The 18,697-nt window shown below is 67.6% G+C and carries 15 protein-coding genes; 14 read left to right on the top strand and 1 reads right to left on the bottom strand.

Annotation, left to right across the window (positions count from 1 at the left end):
* The first annotated feature begins 53 nt into the window (after positions 1 to 53).
* From VT84_RS06870 to VT84_RS06805, 14 genes are all read left to right on the top strand, one after another.
* Positions 54 to 539, top strand: a complete 486-nt coding sequence (locus tag VT84_RS06870) for a hypothetical protein (protein ID WP_157469278.1) — start codon at positions 54 to 56, stop codon at positions 537 to 539.
* Between the two features lie 249 nt (positions 540 to 788).
* Positions 789 to 1,616 carry an alpha/beta hydrolase gene (locus tag VT84_RS06865; protein ID WP_082839001.1) on the top strand — a complete coding sequence of 276 codons (828 nt, stop codon included), beginning with the start codon at positions 789 to 791 and terminating at the stop codon, positions 1,614 to 1,616.
* Between the two features lie 226 nt (positions 1,617 to 1,842).
* On the top strand, positions 1,843 to 5,148 hold the full coding sequence (locus VT84_RS06860) for a hypothetical protein (RefSeq protein ID WP_082839000.1): 3,306 nt from the start codon (positions 1,843 to 1,845) through the stop codon (positions 5,146 to 5,148).
* A gap of 39 nt (positions 5,149 to 5,187) precedes the next feature.
* Positions 5,188 to 5,907, top strand: coding sequence for a dolichyl-phosphate beta-glucosyltransferase (locus VT84_RS06855; protein WP_052559210.1), 720 nt, complete (start codon positions 5,188 to 5,190; stop codon positions 5,905 to 5,907).
* An 18-nt stretch (positions 5,908 to 5,925) separates the two neighbouring features.
* On the top strand, positions 5,926 to 6,888 hold the full coding sequence (locus VT84_RS06850) for an NAD-dependent epimerase/dehydratase family protein (RefSeq protein ID WP_082838999.1): 963 nt from the start codon (positions 5,926 to 5,928) through the stop codon (positions 6,886 to 6,888).
* Positions 6,889 to 7,077: 189 nt separating this feature from the next.
* Positions 7,078 to 7,953: an SDR family NAD(P)-dependent oxidoreductase gene (locus VT84_RS06845; RefSeq protein WP_082838998.1), complete on the top strand. Its 876-nt coding sequence runs from the start codon at positions 7,078 to 7,080 to the stop codon at positions 7,951 to 7,953.
* Positions 7,944 to 8,942 (top strand): Gfo/Idh/MocA family protein, encoded by a 999-nt coding sequence (locus tag VT84_RS06840; protein ID WP_082843231.1) that lies wholly within the window; start codon positions 7,944 to 7,946, stop codon positions 8,940 to 8,942. The genes VT84_RS06845 and VT84_RS06840 overlap by 10 nt, the downstream gene beginning before the upstream one ends.
* A 168-nt stretch (positions 8,943 to 9,110) precedes the next feature.
* A complete protein-coding gene (locus VT84_RS06835) occupies positions 9,111 to 10,136 on the top strand; it encodes a galactokinase (protein WP_082838997.1) in 1,026 nt (341 codons plus the stop codon).
* A 54-nt stretch (positions 10,137 to 10,190) separates the two neighbouring features.
* Positions 10,191 to 10,904: a nucleotidyltransferase family protein gene (locus VT84_RS06830; protein ID WP_082838996.1), complete on the top strand. Its 714-nt coding sequence runs from the start codon at positions 10,191 to 10,193 to the stop codon at positions 10,902 to 10,904.
* Positions 10,905 to 11,023: 119 nt separating this feature from the next.
* The gene (locus tag VT84_RS06825) at positions 11,024 to 11,644 is read left to right on the top strand and encodes an SIS domain-containing protein (protein ID WP_052559197.1); all 621 of its coding nucleotides are present in this window, start codon (positions 11,024 to 11,026) and stop codon (positions 11,642 to 11,644) included.
* 49 nt (positions 11,645 to 11,693) lie between these two features.
* Complete coding sequence (locus VT84_RS06820) at positions 11,694 to 12,254, top strand: D-glycero-alpha-D-manno-heptose-1,7-bisphosphate 7-phosphatase (protein ID WP_082838995.1); 561 nt, start codon at positions 11,694 to 11,696, stop codon at positions 12,252 to 12,254.
* 25 nt (positions 12,255 to 12,279) lie between these two features.
* A complete protein-coding gene (locus tag VT84_RS06815; RefSeq protein ID WP_052559193.1) occupies positions 12,280 to 12,984 on the top strand; it encodes a transaldolase family protein in 705 nt (234 codons plus the stop codon).
* A 172-nt stretch (positions 12,985 to 13,156) separates the two neighbouring features.
* On the top strand, positions 13,157 to 13,849 hold the full coding sequence (locus VT84_RS06810) for a hypothetical protein (RefSeq protein ID WP_082838994.1): 693 nt from the start codon (positions 13,157 to 13,159) through the stop codon (positions 13,847 to 13,849).
* 137 nt (positions 13,850 to 13,986) lie between these two features.
* On the top strand, positions 13,987 to 14,772 hold the full coding sequence (locus VT84_RS06805) for a hypothetical protein (RefSeq protein ID WP_082838993.1): 786 nt from the start codon (positions 13,987 to 13,989) through the stop codon (positions 14,770 to 14,772).
* A 141-nt stretch (positions 14,773 to 14,913) separates the two neighbouring features.
* Here the strand turns inward: VT84_RS06805 and VT84_RS06800 are convergent, their stop codons facing one another.
* Positions 14,914 to 18,696: a cytochrome c biogenesis protein gene (locus tag VT84_RS06800; protein WP_082838992.1), complete on the bottom strand. Its 3,783-nt coding sequence runs from the start codon at positions 18,694 to 18,696 to the stop codon at positions 14,914 to 14,916.
* Position 18,697 lies beyond the last annotated feature (1 nt).

Here is an 18,697-nt window from a genome sequence, read left to right as displayed (position 1 = left end):
ACCAAGCACCCACCGCACTGGCGTGCGGGGTTCGCCTCGACAACCTCATTCCCATGAATGATCTCGCCCGACAGCTCTTCGGCGACGATGTGCCAGCCAAGCGGTTGGCACTCATCGTCGACCTCGACGAAACGGTGTGTACCGGGTTCGCGTGCCCGCTGCGCGCCGCGCTCGATGTGCTCTCGCGCCTGCACCGGCAGAAGGTCGAAGTCCACTACGTCACCGCGCGCACCGAAGTGAGCCGCAAGGGAACGGACGACTTCCTCGCGGAACACCGGCTCCCGGGACATCGTAACGTCTACTACTGCCCGAACTGGCAGGGGTCGAAGCGCCACAAAGCCGAGATTCATGCGCGCCTCGCCCGCGAGTACCAGATCATCGCGAGCATCGGCGACACGGACGAAGAAGAAGGCGAAGCGTCGCGACTGGCGGGCGTACCGTTCGTGCTAGTCGACCGCGACAAACCCGACGGCGCCTGGGCCGTTCTCGCGGAACTCATCGTCGCTGTAGAAGGCTTTCGGGTGGAAATTGAGGAATGAGGAACAAGGAAGAGCCACGGATAAACACAGATAACGCGGATCAGGCAAGAGAGAATGAAGAGGAGATGGTCATAAAAGCAGAAGGCAGAACGCAGGGGCCGAAGTGTGTCGTTTTTTTAGCCCCGGAAGGGGCGACCGAGTGTAGCCAGGGGTGGAGTGTAGCGCAACCCCTGGCGGAGTGCCGGAGACTACGAAATACGTACTCGGCCTCGGTTCTCTGATCTGTGTTCATCCGTGGCGGATTTTCTGATGCACCCCTCCCTTCGCCGCGTGCGCCGATGGGCGCTCTTCCTCCTCGTCACTTACCTGGGAATCGTCGTTGTGTTCTGGTTCATCGAGCGCCAACTCGTGTTCCGCCCGTCCTCGGCAGAAGAAGCGTGGCTGAAGCCGGAAGACCCACGCACGCAGGACGTGTGGTTCTACTCCGCCGACGGCACCAAAATCTTCGGGCGCTGGATTCCGCCGGAGTCGCCGCAACACGGCGCGGTACTGGTCGCCAATGGCAACGGCGGCAACCTCACGCACCGCGGTCGGCTCGCGGCCGACCTGCGTCGCACCCTGGGCGCGGGCGTGTTACTGTTCGATTACCCCGGCTACGGCAAGAGTGCGGGGAAACCCACCGAAGAGGGCTGTTACGCGGCCGGCGACGCGGCGTATCAGTGGCTGACGGACGAATCGCGGATCGCGCCGAACCGGATCGTCCTGTGTGGCGAGTCGCTCGGCGGCGGAACGGCGGTCGAACTCGCTACGAAACACGAGCACCGCGCGCTCGTGCTCATCTATACGTTCACCAGCCTCCCGGCTGCGGCGAAGCATCACTTTCCGGTCTTGCCCGTTCACACGCTCATGCGCACGCGATTCGACAACCTCGCGAAGATCGACCGGTGCCCGCGCCCGGTGTTCTTCGTCCACGGGACCGCCGACCGCGTGGTGCCGTTCGACCACTCGGAGCAACTCTTCGCCGCCGCGAACGAGCCCAAACTCTTCGTTCGGCTCGACGGGGCCGGGCACAGCACGCTGCCCGGCGATGCGTATTTGGGGGAATTGGCCACGTTCCTGAACACTTACGCCCCCTGACGCACTCGTTCGCCTGCAAACGGACCGATCCGCGCCCCGCGTGAGTCGCATTGCAGCAACTCGCCAAATTCGCTATTACCCCCAGCCGGCAAGATCGCGCCACGTCCCGTACCCGCGCGGACCGGCGACTCGACCCGTTCGGTAACGACCACTCGACCGCTTCAGTCGGCGCGACAGTGCGGCCGATACGGGTAGTAACTGCGCCGGTTCGGACGGAGGGTGATAAGTGGCGGTCCTATTAACTTGGGCACTGTTCGTGGGCTGGGCTCTCGTCGGCACCGCGGTGCTGAAGTTGGCCCGGTTCCGCTGGACCACGGTGACGCTGCTCCTCGCGCCGACCGTCGGGTTCGCCGCGCTGCTCGTACCCACGTACATCCTGATACGGTTCGGCGTGCCCGTCCGCCTTTCGGCGGCCCCGGTCGGCGGCGCGCTGCTCGCGGGTGCGCTGGGGGTGCTATGGCGCACGCGCCCGACCGCGGCGCGCGCGGGGAACTTGTGGCGCCGCTCCCGGGCCTTCGGCTTAATACTCATCGCATCGTTCGTCTTAAACACGTGGCCGTTGTTCAAGTACGGGTTCGATTGGGTGGCCAACGGCAACGACGACATGGCCAACTACTGCCTGCTGGCGACCGGGTACCGCGATCACGCCTTCGCGACCGTGCCGACGGCCGACGACCTGCTCGACGGGCGCGATTCGACCCAGCCGATGTGGTTCATGGCGGTGCTCTTACAGGCCCGGTCCGGGGCCGATGTGCTCCTGGCACTGACCTCGGTCTGGACCGGCCTCGCGGCCCAGCAAGTGTTCATGCCGGTAATAGCCGCGCTGAACGCGGCCCTCGTGGCCGCGGCCAGCGGACTGGCCGTCGCGGGTACCCGGCGCCGCGGCGCCGGGCTACTGACCGGCGCGCTCCTGACGGTTTCGGCCGCGAACACATACGGGGTGATCCAACAGCTCATCGCCCAGGTCGGCGGCCTCGCGCTGTTGTGCGCGTCCCTCGCCCTCGTTTCGGGGAACTTCCGGCGGCTCCGAACGGGGCTCCTCGTCCGGCGGGCCGGGGCGTGCGGGCTCGTGTTTGCGGGGTTACTCGTGTTTTATCCGGAGGTGATTCCGATCCTCGTGGGCGGGTGCGTGCTGCTGGGGGTGCAGGATCTGGTGCGCCGGCGCCTGGCCCCCCGGCACCTGGGCCACGCGGCCGCGGCGATCGGGGTCATGGCCGCGCTGCTGCCCGTCTACCTGTACGGAGCGGCCCACTTCCTTGCCACGCAGTCGGGCGGCAACGGCGGGTCATCGGAGGCGGTGGCGGAGGTGTTCCCGTACTACCTGACCCCCCGCGCCCCGGCCCTAGTGTGCGGGCTCCTGCCGCTCGCGGGGCCCGAGTCCGCCGCCCTGCAAGACGCCTGCATCCTCTTCGGGTTCGTGTTCCTGGGCGCCGTACTGGCCCCGACCGTTTCAAACATCCGCGGGCGGCGCGCGTTCGCGGCCGCACTGGGAACGATCGCGGTTATGACCGCGGTGCTCTACGCCCAGCGGACCTCGTTCGGGCTGTTTAAAATCGCCATGTTCGCCCAACCGTTCCTGTGGGCGGTCGCGGCCGCGTGGGCGGTCACCCGGCGGTCCCGCGGGGCGGCGGCGGGGGCCGCGGCCCTCCTACTCGTCGCGGCCGGGTTGAACGCCCGGGTCCAGTTCTGGTACGTGGACCAGAGCCAGGGGCGGGAGCACCGGGTCGAGGTCACGGCCGCCACCTCCCGGCGCGTCCTCTCCGATTTCCGCGCGCAGTACGCGGCCCGCGCGGCGGCGGGCGACGTGGACCGCGTGGTCCTGGCGACCGAAAACAACGTGCTGATGAAGCTGCTCGCGTCGGAGGTCCGGGGGACACCGGTGAGCGCGATCGGGGTCTCCCCGTTCACCGAGCTGGCCGAAACCGGGTACAGCTTCATCAACGACAACAACCACTCGCCCTGGCTCCGGTTCCACGAGGAGTGGCGGGAACCGCTCCGGTCGATGGGCGCGTCCTTCCTCGCGGCCCAAAAGCGGACCCGAACCTCTTTCGTCGACCCGAGCACCCACCGGCCCGCGCACACGCTGATTTATGCGCCCTACGACCGCACGACCGGGGCGCCGGGGCGCACGCTCGTAGTGGCCGGGGGCGGGGGCCTGTCGCTCCTGAACCGGTACCGGTTCCCGGAACTCACCGGACCGGGGCTCGTGTGCGCGCCGCTATCGGAGTTTCAGAATTTTGCCGTCTTCTGCGACGCGAGCGGCGCCCGGCAGCACTTCGTCGGGATGGGCGCGCCCGAGGAGATCGCCCTCTACCAATTGGAACAGGACCCCGTGCTCCGCGACCGCACGGTCGGCGGCGTCGGCCGGGCGATGCTCCTCGACGTGCTCAACCCGGCCCCGCGCGTCCGGGTACTCGTCAACTGCACCGGTTCGTTCCGGCGCGACGCGGCGCAGCGCCGGGTGCCCCCGGTACACGTGACCGGGGACCAGCGCGTGGCACTCGGCGCGATCGGTTCCGGCTCGGCGCGACTGGTTTCACCGCCGGTCGCCACACAACCGGACGGCCCCGGGCGGTACCTCGCGCTCGATTTCGGGCCGACGGGCCGCAACTCCAACCAGTTGACCGCGATCGAGCGGCTCTGGGGGGCGCACCTGCCGCGCGACCGGCGCCGGCTGGCCGGCCACGCCCGCGACATTTCGGTGCTCTCCGAAGAAGAGTACGCGGCGTTCCGCCCGCCGGAGCGGGTGGAGCGCTTCCCCGACGACCTGACCCACCCGCACCTCGAGTACTCCGGCCTTTACGAGGAGGGCTGGGTCGGGACGGAGTTCAAGGTCCGGCTCACGCAGCCGGCCCCGGACCAGGAAGCGGTGATCCGCGGGATGATCCCCCAGATCGGGGCGGCCGAGTTCCGCACCGAGGCCACGGTGCTCGTTGACGGGCGCCCGGTCGAGACCCGGGCACTGAGCCCGGGCGAGTTCGAGATCCGCGCGCCCGGGGGCGCGGGGGCCGGCCCGCGGTGGATCGAGTTGCGGTTCTCGCACGCACAGGTACTGCCCGAGCCCGACGGTCGGAGCGCGGTCGCGCTACTCCGATCCGTGGGCTTCGAGCCGAAGAACGATGCCCTTTCGCGCCCCCCCGAGGCCCTCACCTCGTTCCCGGGCGACCTGCGCCACCCGCGCGCGGGGGTGGTCGGGGTCCACGGCGACGGCTGGTGCTCGCGGGCGTTCGCGGCGCAGGTGTGGCAACCCGAACCGGGGCGCGACCTGGTCGTGCGCGGGCAGATCCCCGTGGTCGACGGGAACACGGGGTTCCGGACCGAACTGGTGGTGGTGCTCGACGGGACCGAGGTCGCGAAACGGTCCCTGCCCCCGGGCGACTTCGAGGTGCGGGCGCCCTCGCCGAAGGGCTCTCAAGCGCACCGACTCGAATGCCGATTCTTGAACACACAAGTGCTCCCCGCCCCGGACGGGCGCGCCGTGGGCGCGCTGCTCCGGTTCGTCGGCACCGAGCCCGCGCGCCCGGCACCGTAACCGCCCCAGCCCCACGCGAACACCCAGGAGCTTGCGCAAATGCGCGCCCCACAACTGAGCCTCGTGGTCCCCGCGTTCAACGAGGTCGCGACCATCCAGCGCACGCTCCGCGCGATCGGGGAGTACCTCGCGCCACGGGGGATCACCTACGAGCTGATCGTGGCCGCCGACGGCACCGACGGCACGCGCGAGGCCGCAACCGCGCTCGCGGGCGCGCTACCGGTCACGGTAATGGGGGCTCCGGAGCGCCGGGGCAAGGGGCGCGGGGTGCGGGAGGGCGTGCTGGCCGCGACCGGCGCCATCGTCGGGTTCCTCGACGCCGACTACAAGGTCACCATCGACGAGATCGAGAAGGTGCTCCCCTGGTTCGACCAGGGGTTCGACGTCGTGATCGGGTCGCGCAAGGCGGCCGGCGCGGCCCTCCACGCCCGGCGCCCGTGGTACCGCACCGCCGGGTCCGCGGGGTTCGCGCTGCTGATGCGCCCGCTCGTCGGGCTGTACGGGATCGGCGACACCCAGTGCGGGTTCAAGTTCTTCCGGCGCGCCGTGGCGCGCGACCTGTTCGCGCGCCAGCGCATCGACGGCTACATGTTCGACGTGGAGGTGCTCTCGCTCGCGGTCCGCGCCGGGTACACGGTGAAGGAGATCGGCGTGAGCTGGCAGGACGACGGGGACACGCGGTTGAAACTCGTGTCGGGCAACTGGAAGAACCTGAAGGACCTGTTCCGCATCCGTTTCGGCCGGGCGAAGGCCGCCTGATTTTTGGGAACTCACGACATGCGCTACTTCGTTACCGGCGGGGCCGGGTTCATCGGCAGCAACCTGGTGGACCGGCTCCTCGCGGCCGGGCACCACGTGACCGCGTTCGACAACTTCAGCACGGGCCAGCGCCAGTTCCTCGCGGACGCGCGGACGAGCGCCCGGTTCGCGCTCGTCGAGGGCGACCTGCTCGACAAAGCCGCCCTCACGCGCGCGGTCGCGGGGCACGACCTCGTGTTCCACCTCGCGGCCAACGCGGACGTCCGGTTCGGCACCGACCACCCGGACCGCGACCTCCAGCAGAACACGATCGCCACGTTCAACGTGCTCGAAGCGATGCGCCTGAACGGGGTGAAGCGCATCGGGTTCTCGTCCACGGGCTCCGTGTACGGCGAGGCCGAGGTGTTCCCGACGCCCGAGAACGCGCCGTTCCCGGTCCAGACGAGCCTGTACGCGGCCAGCAAGGTCGCGGGCGAAGGGCTGATCTCGGCCTACGCGACCGGGTTCGGGTTCCAGGCGTTCATCTTCCGGTTCGTCTCGATCCTGGGCGAGCGCTACACCCACGGGCACGTGTTCGACTTCTACGCGAAGCTGCTCGCCAACCCGCACGCCATCGAGGTGCTCGGCAACGGCAAGCAGCGGAAGAGCTATCTCTACGTACAGGACTGCATCAACGCGATTTTCACTGTGGTCGAGAAGGCCACGGACCCGGTCACCGTCGTGAACCTGGGCGCCGACGAGTACTGCCAGGTCGACGACTCCCTGGGGTGGATCTGTGAACGGCTCGGGTTAACCCCCAAGGTGAACCACACCGGCGGCACGCGCGGGTGGATCGGCGACAGCCCGTTCATCTTCCTCGATACCGCGAAGCTCAAATCGCTCGGCTGGTGCCAAACCCTGAGTATCCGCGAGGCGGTCGTGCGCACGCTCGACTACCTCCGCACGAACCCGTGGGTTCTGGAAGCGCGCCACGCGGCCTGATGCCAGCAAGACACGCGCCACACGAGGCCCGGGGCACCCGCCCCGGGCCTCACTTGTTACAAAGGCCCCGAACACCACAGTTGGCCTTGCAGCGTGTTTCTCACCTCGGCTATAGACGCTTCGTTCTTATTCCCAACCCGTGCAAGTTACCGTGACCGGTGATGAGCCGTTGCTCCGGAAGGAAGCCGGATGGATTCGCGGACCGTGAAGCCACTGGCCGACCGCGTCGCTGTTGTTACGGGCGCGTCCCGGGGACTGGGGTTGGCCCTCGCCCGAGCGCTCGCCGCGAACGGGGCGCGTTTGGGGCTACTGGCCCGTGATGCCGGCGCGCTCCAGCAAGCCGCCGATGCGGTTCGGGCCGAGGGCTCTGAGGCGCGCGCCTACCCGGTCGATTTGACGGACCGCGCCGGCACCGAAGCCGCGGTCGCGTCGTGCCTGTCCGACTTCGGGCGCGTAGACGTTCTCGTAAACAACGCGGCGGTTCAGGGCACAATCGGGCCGTTCGTGGCCGAAGGCGGAGACGGCTGGGAGGACGTGTTCCGTGTTAACCTGCTCGCTCCCGTGTGGCTCACCCGAACGGTGCTCTCGGGCATGATCGAGCGCCGGTTCGGGCGCGTGATTAACGTTTCCGGAGGCGGCGCGACCGGTCCGCGCCCGGACTTCGCCGCCTACGCCGCGTCCAAGTGCGCACTGGTCCGGTTCACCGAGACGCTCGCGCAGGAGTTGGCCGGTACCGGGGTCACGATTAACGCGGTCGCACCCGGTGCGATGAACACCCGGATGCTGAACGAAGTACTGGCCGCCGGACCGGGTCGGGCGCGGGCCGAGTACGAAGCCGCGGTCGCGCGAGGCGCAAACGGCGGCACGCCCCCGGACAAGGCCGCGGCACTCGTAACGTGGTTGGCCTCTGCCGCGTCCGACGGGATCTCCGGGCGGCTCCTGAGTGCGGTGTGGGACGACTGGGCGAACCTGCCCGAGAAGAAAGACGAACTGGCGGCCGGCGACATTTACACGCTGCGCCGGATCACACCGGACGACCGCGGGGGGTGGAAGAAGTGCGCGTAGCCATCGTGGGGTGCGGGTTGATCGGCGGGAAGCGCGCGAAGTCCATCGCGGCGCTGGGGCACACCGTCGCGGGCACCGCGGACGCGGTCCCGGAGCGCGCGGCCCAGCTCGCCAAATCGTACCCGGGATGTGCAGCCAGCGCGGACTGGCGCGAGTTGGTCGCCCGGATCGACATCGACGCGGTCGTCGTCGCGACGATCAACGATTCACTCGCGGCGATCACGCTCGGCGCCGTTCGCGCGGGCAAGCACGTTCTCGTGGAGAAGCCGGCCGCGCGCTCGGCGGACGAGCTCCGCCCCGTTGCGGCCGCGGCAAAGAGCGCGGGAGTGACGGTCCGCGTCGGGTTCAATCACCGGTTCCACCCGGCCCTCCGCAAGGCGCGGGAACTCGTCGACGCGGGCGCGTGCGGGCCGATGATGTTCGTCCGCGGGCGCTACGGGCACGGCGGGCGCGTGGGCTACGATCGCGAGTGGCGCGCGGACCCGGCACTCGCGGGCGGCGGCGAGTTGCTCGACCAGGGCGTTCACCTGATCGACCTCACGCGCTGGTTCCTCGGCGACGTGGCGAGCGTGAGCGGGTTCGCGGGGACGTTCTTCTGGGACATGCCGGTCGAAGACAACGGGTTCGTCTGCCTGCACCACGCGGGCGGGCAAGTGGGGTGGCTGCACGCGAGCTGCTCCGAGTGGAAGAACCTGTTCTGCCTGGAAATCTACGGCCGCACCGGGAAACTCCAGATCGATGGGCTTGGTGGGAGCTACGGCGTCGAACGGCTCGCGTACTACCGCATGCTGCCGCAAATGGGCCCGCCGGAAACGACCATCTGGGAGTACCCGGGCGAAGACACGTCCTGGAACGCCGAGTTCCGGGACTTCGAGAACGCGATCGCGGGAACGACGGGCACGGGCGCAACGCTAACAGACGCGATCGCGGCCCTCGACGTGGTCGCGGCCGTGTACCAGCAATCCGGTGGGGCAAAGCGCGCGGCGTAACGGCCAGAGTCGAGCACCGAGCGGGAAACGGTTCGAGAAGGTGCGCGACGGAACGAGCGGATTTTCCGGCAAACTCTGGAGCAGAGTGGGCCCCGTAACCGACCATTACAATACCGCGCGATGCGCGGTTATCCCGAAGTACCACACCGCACGGAAGCGGAGTGACCGATGATTATCACGCGAAGTCCGCTCCGCATCTCGCTCGGTGGTGGTGGGACCGACCTGCCGTCGTACTACCGCGACCACACCGGGTTCCTCGTCGCCGCGGCCATCGACCGGCACGTCCACATCGTCATCAACCGGACCATCCTGCCGGAGATGATCCTCAAGTACTCGCAGACCGAGCGCGTCACGGACGTCGGCGCCATCCAGCACCCGCTGGTGCGCGAGGCGATGCGGCTCGTGGGCCTGCCCGCGGACGGGCTGGAGATCGCGGCGATGGCCGACATCCCGGCCGGCACGGGGTTGGGGTCGTCCGGGAGCTTCTGCACGGCGCTCCTGCGCGGGCTGCACGCGCTCCGCAACGGGAACCCGAGCGCCGCCGAGATCGCCGAGCAAGCGTGCCACATCGAGATCGACCGGCTCCGCGAACCGGTCGGCAAGCAGGACCAGTTCATCGCCGCGGTCGGCGGGGTCACGTGCTTCCGGTTCCACCCGGACGGGCACGTCGAATACTGGCCGCTCCGGGCGTCGTCGGACACGCTCCGTAAGCTCGAACAGAACCTGGTGCTGTACTTCACCGGCTACACGCGGTCCGCGTCCGAGGTGCTGCGCGAGCAGGACACGAAGACGAAGGCCGCCGACCAGTCGATGATCGACAACCTGCACTTCATCAAGGATCTCGGGCTGAAGAGTAAGGACGCCCTCGAGGGCGGCGACCTGCGCGGGTTCGCGGAACTGATGAACGTCCACTGGCGCTCGAAGAAGAAGCGCAGCGGGAACATGTCGAACTCCCGCATCGACGAGTGGTACGACCTCGGGCTCAAGCACGGCGGCTTGGGCGGCAAGCTGATCGGTGCCGGCGGCGGCGGGTTCCTCATGTTCTACACCGAGGACGCCGAACAACTCACCGGCGCGATGACCGAAGCCGGGTTGCAACAGGTGCCGTTCCGGTTCGACTTCGAGGGCACGCGGATCGTGAGCGGTGCGACGCCCTCGCCGGCCCTGCGCCCCGCGATCCGCCGGGCGGCGTAACTCGAAACCGGTCCGGTTCCCACGCACGAAAGTCACAAAAGTAAGGTAGCGCCCGTGACGGACCTCGCTTCGACACCCGTTCTGATCCTCGCCGGCGGTAAGGCCACGCGCCTGGGCGACGTCACGAAGGCGATCCCCAAGGCACTGGTGCCGCTCGCCGGGCGCCCGTTCGTGGACCACCAGTTCGAGGATCTTTACGAACAGGGCGTCCGAGAAGTCATAATGTGCGTCGGCCACTTCGCGGACCAGATCCGGGACTACGTGGGCGACGGCGCGCGGTTCGGCCTCCGCGTCCGGTACTCGGAAGACGGCCCGACCCTGCGCGGCACCGGCGGCGCGGTGCGCCGGGCACTGCCGCTCATCGGCGACGGCTGTTTCGTGCTGTACGGCGACTCGCTCCTCGACGTGGATTACGCGCGCGTCTTCGATTCCCTGTCGCACACCGCGCTCGGGCTGATGACCGTGTTCCACAACGAGAACAGCTTCGACAAGAGCAACGTGCTCTTCCAGCGCGGGCGCCTCTTGCGGTACAGCAAGCAGGACGCGACCCCGGACATGACGCACATCGACTACGGGCTGTCGCTGTTGCGCCGGGCCGCGATCGAGCGCATCCCGGCGGGCCAGCCGTCGGACCTCGCGGAACTGTACAGCGCGCTGGTCGCGACCGGCGAGATGGTCGGCTTCGAGGTGACGAAGCGGTTCTACGAGATCGGGTCGCCGTCGGGCCTGCGCGAGGCGGAGCAGTTCGTTCTGAGCCGCGCGGCGTAAGGTGCGAGTGCGCCCCTGACCCAATTAAGGGACGGGCCGAATCCTGCTCCCCCTTCCTTCTTAGGGAAGGGGGGCGGGGGGTTAGGTTCTCTGATCCTACAGCGAACGGAGTCGCTCGAATGTCCTTCACGAAGCAGTTCCTCGCCGAAGCGAGCGAAATCATCGCCCGGCTCGACACCGGCGCCATCGATCAGGTCGTGGACGCGCTCGCGAGCGTGCGCGGGCGCGGCGGGCGCCTGTTCATCCTCGGCGTCGGGGGCAGCGCCGCGAACGCGGCACACGCCGTCAACGACTTCCGCAAGATCGCGGGCATCGAGACGTACTCGCCGACCGACAACGTGTCCGAACTCACGGCCCGCACCAACGACGAGGGCTGGGAGACGGTGTTCGTCGAGTGGCTCCGCGGCAGCCGGCTGAACGCGAAGGACGGCATCCTTGTATTTTCCGTCGGCGGCGGCGACCTGGAGCGCAACGTCAGCCCGAACCTCGTGCGCGCCGTCCAGCACGCGAAGGCCGTGGGCGCGACCGTGTGCGGGATCGTCGGGCGCGACGGCGGGTACACCGCGAAGGTCGCGGACGCCTGCGTGATCGTGCCCACGGTGAACGCGGCCCACGTCACCCCGCACGCGGAAGCGTTCCAGGCGGTGGTATGGCACCTGTTCGTCACGCACCCGGCACTCAAGGCCGCCGCGACCAAGTGGGAATCAACGGCCGCGGCCGACGCGAAGAAGGTCGCGTAGTCACCGACGGGGCAAAAGTAACAGATTCGCGGTACGGTGGGGTTTCGCAATGGGGCAGCGGGTCGTGTTCCTGGACCGCGACGGGGTGCTGAACAAAGCGTTCCCCGAGGGCGGCACCACGCGCCCGCCGGCGAGCGTGGACGAACTCGAACTGCTCCCCGGCGTCGAGCGCGCGCTCGCCCGGTTGCGCGGGGCCGGGTTCGTACTCGTCGTCGTGACGAACCAGCCGGACGTCGCCCGCGGGACGCAGACGCGCGCCGCGGTGGAGCGGATCAACGCGGAACTGTACCGCGCGCTCCCGCTGCTCGACGTGCTCGCGTGCTTCCACGACACCGCGGACAAGTGCTCGTGCCGCAAGCCGAAGCCGGGGATGCTCACCGCGGCGGCGGCGAAGTGGAACCTGGACCTGTCCGGCGCGTTCCTGATCGGGGACCGCTGGAGCGACGTCGCGGCGGCGCGCGCCGCGGGCTGTCGCGGCGTGCTGATCGATACACCGTTCGGCCAACCGGAGCGGTGCGCTCCGGATCACGTGGCGCCCGATATTACGAGCGCCGTGGACTGGGTTCTGGCAACGAGTGCGGGCGAGGTCGCGGGGCGCTCGGCCGCTTGAAATATATTCACAAACGGGGGCTGGCATGAAACTGTTCGTCGATACCGCGGACGTGAAGGAACTGGAAACGTGCCTCGAGCGCGGGTTCGCGTCGGGCGTCACCACCAACCCGATGCTCATCGCGCGGTCCAACTGCGTGGACTTCGGCGAGCACATCCGCTCGATGATCGACGCGCTCATCAAGCACGACGCGAAGATCCCGCTGAGCGTCGAGGTGAACACCACCGACCCGGCGAAGATGGCCGACCAAGCGGAGCAGTTCGTCAACGAGTTCGGCGACTACCCGTACCTGAACATCAAGATCCCGATCGGGTGGAACGAGCTGAAGGTGATCGCGCAACTGGCCAAGCGCGGCGTGCCGGTGAACTGCACGTGCTGCATGTCGTACAACCAAGCGGTGATGGCCGCCAGCGCCGGCGCGAAGTACGTCAGCCTGTTCTGGGGGCGCATCCGGGACATCGGCTACGACGCCGGCTCGGTGGTCCGCTCGACCCGCGAGTCGCTCGACCGGCGCGGGCTGGACAGCGAGATCATCGTCGGCAGCATCCGGCACCTCGTGGACGTGAACGAGGCGATCCAGGCCGGGGCGCACATCATCACGGTACCGCCGAAGTTCTTCCCGCAAATGTGCGGCCACCCGAAGACGGACGAGGCCGTGGGCCAGTTCATGACCGAGTTCCGCGCCTGGGAACAGGCGGTTCAGGCGAACCAACTGAAGCGCGCCGCCTGAGTGCGGGCGCTGACAACGAGGTAGCTGGGTGAACCCGGTGAGCGCACGCGACGCTCGCCGGGTTCACTCTTTTGCGCAGTTTCACGCGGCGATTTGGTGCGAAAGTCTCTCGACAGCACTTCTCTTCTTCGGTATGCGGGGCGCCATTCTTTAAGACAAAGGGGCACCCGTTATGAACCGTCTCGCCGCGCTGGTCGCGGGCCTCGCCCTGCTCTCTTCGACCGGGTGCATGCACGACAGCGAGTGGTCCGTGTCGCGGGCACTCGGGTGGGACGACAATCCCGGCTTCGACCCCAAGAACCCGCCGAAGGCGTCCCTGCCCGTCGCGGAGCGCGTCGAGGTGCTCGGCCGGAAGATCCTCGCGCAGAACACGTTCACAGGCATCGAGCCGCTCATTTTCACGGCCGGCGTCAAGGAATCGGTCCTGTTCCACCACGGCACGGAACAGCTCTGGATCAGCGAGGGGTTGGTGAACAAGTGCAAGACGGACGCGGAACTCGCGGCCGTGTTGTGCGCCGAACTGGGCCAGATGGTGGCCGAAAAGCGGTCCGCGAAGAGCGTGGGGCGCGACGTCGACCCGATCCGGGACGCGAGTTTCGGCGGCAGCCCGGTCCTCGGGGGCGGCACGCCCGTCGACGCCGGGCAACAGGCGAACCTCGCGTTCCACGAGAAGCGCTTCCCGCGCGGTAACCGGGGCGTCGACGCGGCCGACGCAGCACAGGCCGCGCGCGACCTGCTGAAGGGCGCGGGCTTCGACCCCGCCGACCTCGACCGCGTCTCACCGCTGCTGAAACAGTCCGAGCGCGGCGAGAACATCCGTAAGCAGATGGGCAGTTCCGCCCCGGCACCGGACTGGAAGAAGTAACGGGCGCGAAATCGGACCCGCGCAGTGACGTCTTCACTTCACCCGGTAACGCGGATGTGGTGATGACGCCACCGCACGTTCTCGCCTGTTTATTTTACGTAATGAGAGAACGTTCCCGGGCCGGCGCCGAGGGAACCATGTCACTGGCGAACACGTTGCCCGATCCCGCTGTACCCACGACATCGGCCCCGAGCGGTGCGGTCACCGCGATTCGCTGGGGACTGGCTGGTGCGATTTGTGCCGGTGGCGGGTGGGCCGGTGTACTCACCGTCCTCATTTTTGGGTTCCCGTTCGGGGTCATTTCGACCGAATTGACCGACCACACGATCCTGATTTCTCTGCTCCTCGGCGGCTTCTCTAGTATCGCGGGGCTCATTGCGGGCGCTGTCGCTGGTCTGCTCCGCGGCGGGAGCGAACGCGACACGGTCGCAGCAACTTTCGGCGCGATCGGCGTTCTTATGGGAGTCATCGGCGGCGGGTTGAGCGTTCCGGCGGTCGTTGCACTGAGCGAATGGTTGCACCCGATCGTCAGTTCCTCAATCCCGTGGGCACTTGCGGGACTGATCGCAGGACTAATCGGTTACGACTGGTCCCAGTGGGAACAACCGTCCGTTCCCTTCGCAGGTGAAAACGAGGGTGTAGAAATAGCCCCTTCGCGGCGCATCGAATGGCTCCTCCGACAACCCGAGCGCGAGTTGCGCGACTGGCCCCTGTTCCGCGTGTTGCCGGTGCTGATCGTGACTGCGTTCGTACTCGTAGGCGGGGCCGTACTCGCACCCTCGAACGCGGCCCTCGCGCTCGCCGGTGTAGGTACGCTGGGGTTGGCCACCGCACTCGTGATGCAAGTGCAAGAACGCCGTTTGCGCGCCCTCGAAGCCCGGCTCCGTGAACTCGAACGCCGGTTCCGCGGCACGCCCGATTGAATGCGATCGAATTATCCCGTCGAGCCACCAGCGAGCCCCGCTCACGAGCAGGAAGTGCGCGGCCCCCCAAAAGAAACGTGCGGGGGAGTAACAATCCGATACTCCCCCGCACGCTACGAATCGCCGTTTCGCACCGAACCGCTACTGGCGCTTGCCGTGTCTCTTCCCCTTATCGCGGTGCGACTGACCGCTGCCATTAGGCGAACCGTTGGCGTGGCCGTTCGCCGAATTCGCGGGCACCGTACCGTTCACCCCCGCAGCGTTTTCGTTGTGCGTTGCAGCGCCAGCGTCCGGCGCTGGTGGTGCTGTCGCGCCCACTACTTCAGTGACCGGAAGTTTCTGTGCCGCGCCCCGACGAGTCGCGCTCGCCCAGAAGTGGCGCGGGATCACGGCCCCGCACACCAGGACGACGAACTGGAGCAGCCAGAAGTTGAAGCACCCGTCCGCGAGCCGGCTGTCGAACCCGTAAGCGTGGAGCCCGATGCCGAGCTGGTTGGTGCCGAACCAGCTCCACGCCGTGATGGTGTTACCGAACACCGCGAGCACCGCGACACCGCGGTCCTTCACGATACCGGCCCAGCGCGCGTGCAGGATCAGGGAGTTCCACAGCACGATGAGAACGGCCCCGTTCTCCTTCGGGTCCCAGCCCCAGAACCGGCCCCACGACTGGTCCGCCCAGATGCCCCCGAGAACGGTGCCCACGAAACTCAGCAGCGTCGCGAACGCTACCACGCCATAGACCATCTGGCCGAGGATCTTACTGGACTCGGGCGTAAGCGCGAGGCCGGTGATCGGTTGGGCCAGTTGGGGCACCTGCCCCTGGAGCGGCTTTCCGTGCGCGTCCACGCCCGCCGCCGACACCCGCAGGAGCATCGTCATCAGGCCGCACACGAGTCCGCCCGCGGCCGCGAGCCCGAACGCCCCGTCCAACAGGATCGGGTTCACCAGCTCGAACTTCTCCAGCGCGACCTTGAGGAACCACAGGAAGAACATGGGAACGGCGACGAGCCCGACGACCGCGGTCCCGAACGCGAGCAGCGCCCCGACCGTCGGCTCGCCCCGGCTCTCGAACGAGTCCCGGACGACCGTCCCCAGCACGCACAAAACGTAAATTGCGCCGAGGAACCCGGCCACGAACGTGGCCGTGTAACCGAGGGTCACGGTGGTGACGTGCGTGGCGAGCCAGAAGTTCGTGTCCAGCACCGCCTCCATCATCTCCAGCGTGTCCTGCTGCGTGCCGAGGTTGTGGGCCACGATGCACGTGGCCAGCCCGAGCGCCGCGGCGACCACGTTCCCGACCCCGATCGGGAACAGGCGCTCCAACACCAGGCACAGCGCCACGCACCCCCACCCGATGAAGACCGCCGACGAGTACAGGTTCGTGACGAACACCCCGACCCGCTGCATGAGGTACATGCGGGCGAACAGCGCGACCGTGTGAACGACGAGCGCGAGGATGAGGACGTTCGTCCCGGACCGGCGCAGCGCGGTCGCAGCGCCCGGCTTCTGGGCCGCGCTCGCCGCGAACCCGATGATCGACAGCACGAACCCGATCACGTACAGCCCGGTGCACTGGTAGAAGGGCTGGAACCGGTTGAACGTGACCTCGGTGCGCGACTTCCCGACCCCGTTGAACGGGCCGTAAACCAGGCGCTCGGAAAAGTCGTGTGCGGGGTTCACGTCCGCAACGTTCCCGGCGTGCTTCGCCCGGTACTCCCGGACCACCGCGTTGAACTCGTCGGATTGCTTCGCCCGGTACGATTTGAGGAGCTTGACCCAGTCCGCGGCGGGCGGGTTCTTCGCGACGGCCGCGGGCTCGAGTTCCTCGATCCGCGCCCTCAGCTTCGCGGAGAGCGCGGCGTGCTCCTTCTCCGACATTTTGGCGAGAGACTCTTCCGAGATCATCGGGAACTCGGCCTGGAGTTGCGGCCGCATCTGCGCTCTAACGTCCTGCAGGAACGCGCCCAGCGAGGTCCAATTCTCCCCCTCCCCGTTCGACGGTGGCAAGAAGAGCACCCGCCCGGGCGCGCTGGGGAGCGGGCCGCTCTCGGCGGCGATGCGAAAAATTGTGTTGATTCGATCGACCAATTCTTTGAACTTCATCTCGGTCTGGTCGAGCTTCTGTTTACTGTCGACTTTCTTCTCGAGGGCCGCGCCGCGCTGCCCGATGAGCGCGAACTTCGGTGCGAGCTCTTCGAGCGAGTACCGCAATCCCTCCACGGGCCTCAGTTCCAGCGCGCTGAGCACCTGTTCGTTGTCGATGCGAATGACCCGGTGCTTCCACGCGGCCCCACGGTCCTCCAGGCTCCCGCTCGAAAGCACGTCCAAGTACCAGCGGATCGCCGGCTGCTTCTTACCGGCTTCGTCCTCCCACTCCTCGCGCCCGCTCACGATGCGCAGGTTCACGCGCGCGACCGTGTCGAGCGGCTTCACCCGCCCGCCCTCGACCACCGGGATACGCCCGAACGCATCGAGGTCATAAGGCTCGGTTTTGGGCGCCATCCGGCCGAAAACCGAGAGCAGGTAGATCACCATCGCCACCAGCATGAGCCACGGGAAGTACCGCGTCCCGACGGGTACGGTCCCCGGAGCAAGTGCGGTGGCCGCTGAAACGGGGGCCTGGGCCGCCCGTGTGCGGAGGAGGAACTGAACGAGGAAGATCCCGAAGTGCAGCAGCAGCCCGAACCCGACCACCGCACACGAGATGTACGGCAGTAACCAGCCCGGGTTCTTCACCACCTGGAGAATGGTCATCTTCTCCGACGGATCGAAGCCCTGTTGGTAGAACGTCTCGCCCGCGTACCGCAGGGGCTCGTTCATCGAGATGCGCTGGGTGATGACCGGCTCCCCGCCGCTCTGGTCGTACACCCGCACGTCGCTGGAGTAGTTCTTCGGCTTGCCGGTGCCGATGTAGCGGTCGAACCGGAACTGATCGAGGTGGATGCGGTACGGCTTGTAATACCGTTTGGGCCGGAGTACGAGTTCGTACCGTTTCCCGTCCGCTTCGACGTAATCGCACCGCCCCAGCCGGTACAACCAGAGGGACGTATAGTAGGCCCCGAGCGCCTCGTCGGTCCCCTTCTTGAAGAGCTTCACGTAAACGGTCGGGGTGTCCACTTTCTGTTCGGTATCGACGCCCGCGACCTCTTTCCGCTTGATCCCGATGAGGTGCAGCCCCCACCCCGTCGTCGCGGGGTTCGGTGCCCCCGGCGCGGACTTGGTGAACTCCGAGTTCGCCATGTAGTCGCCGACGACCTCGACATCAACGGGCAGGTCCGGGTGGGTGATCCGCCCCTTCGCGCTCCTGAGAAGCTCTTGCGGGACCGCGACCACGCGGTCGGTCTCCGGTGCCGAGTGGTCGATGAAGGCGAGTTGCACGTTCCGCGCGTCCTCGGTGAAATCGACCGACTTCCCGGTCTCGATCGCCATCCGCTGCTCAACCGCGTACTCGCGCGTGATGAACTCGCCCACGAACAGGAACAGCAGGCCGCCGTGAATGAGGAAGATCCCGGACCGTTTCCAGGTGAGCCGGAACCGGACCGTGTGCGCGGCCAACAGGTTCACCAGCATCGCCCCACCGAGCAGGATGCCGCCCGGCAGCGGGAACGCACCCGACCACTCCGGCTGCCCGTCCGCGAACCCCTCCCTCCAGAACACGTTCAAGAACTTGTGAATCAGTTCAAACGGGACCATCACGACCGTCGACCAGAAATACTTATCGACAACGGTCCAAATCCCGTTTTCGAGTTGGGCGAGGGTGCCGAAGAAGACCAGCAGAATGCCCAGAGCGAAGAGCACGACCGTGAGCTGGAGCGAGGCGAGCGCCTTCAGCCCCCGGAACACGTAGTAGCCCGGCCCCCGACTGGGGGTGCGAGCGGGCGGTTCACCGTGTTCGCCCGGGGCGTGCGGCGTGGTCGGGGTCATT

Origin of the sequence: Gemmata sp. SH-PL17 (assembly GCF_001610855.1) — a bacterium.
GTDB lineage: Bacteria > Planctomycetota > Planctomycetia > Gemmatales > Gemmataceae > Gemmata > Gemmata massiliana.
The sequence above is the reverse complement of the archived record's forward strand: the minus strand, read 5'-3'. Positions and strand labels throughout refer to the sequence as shown.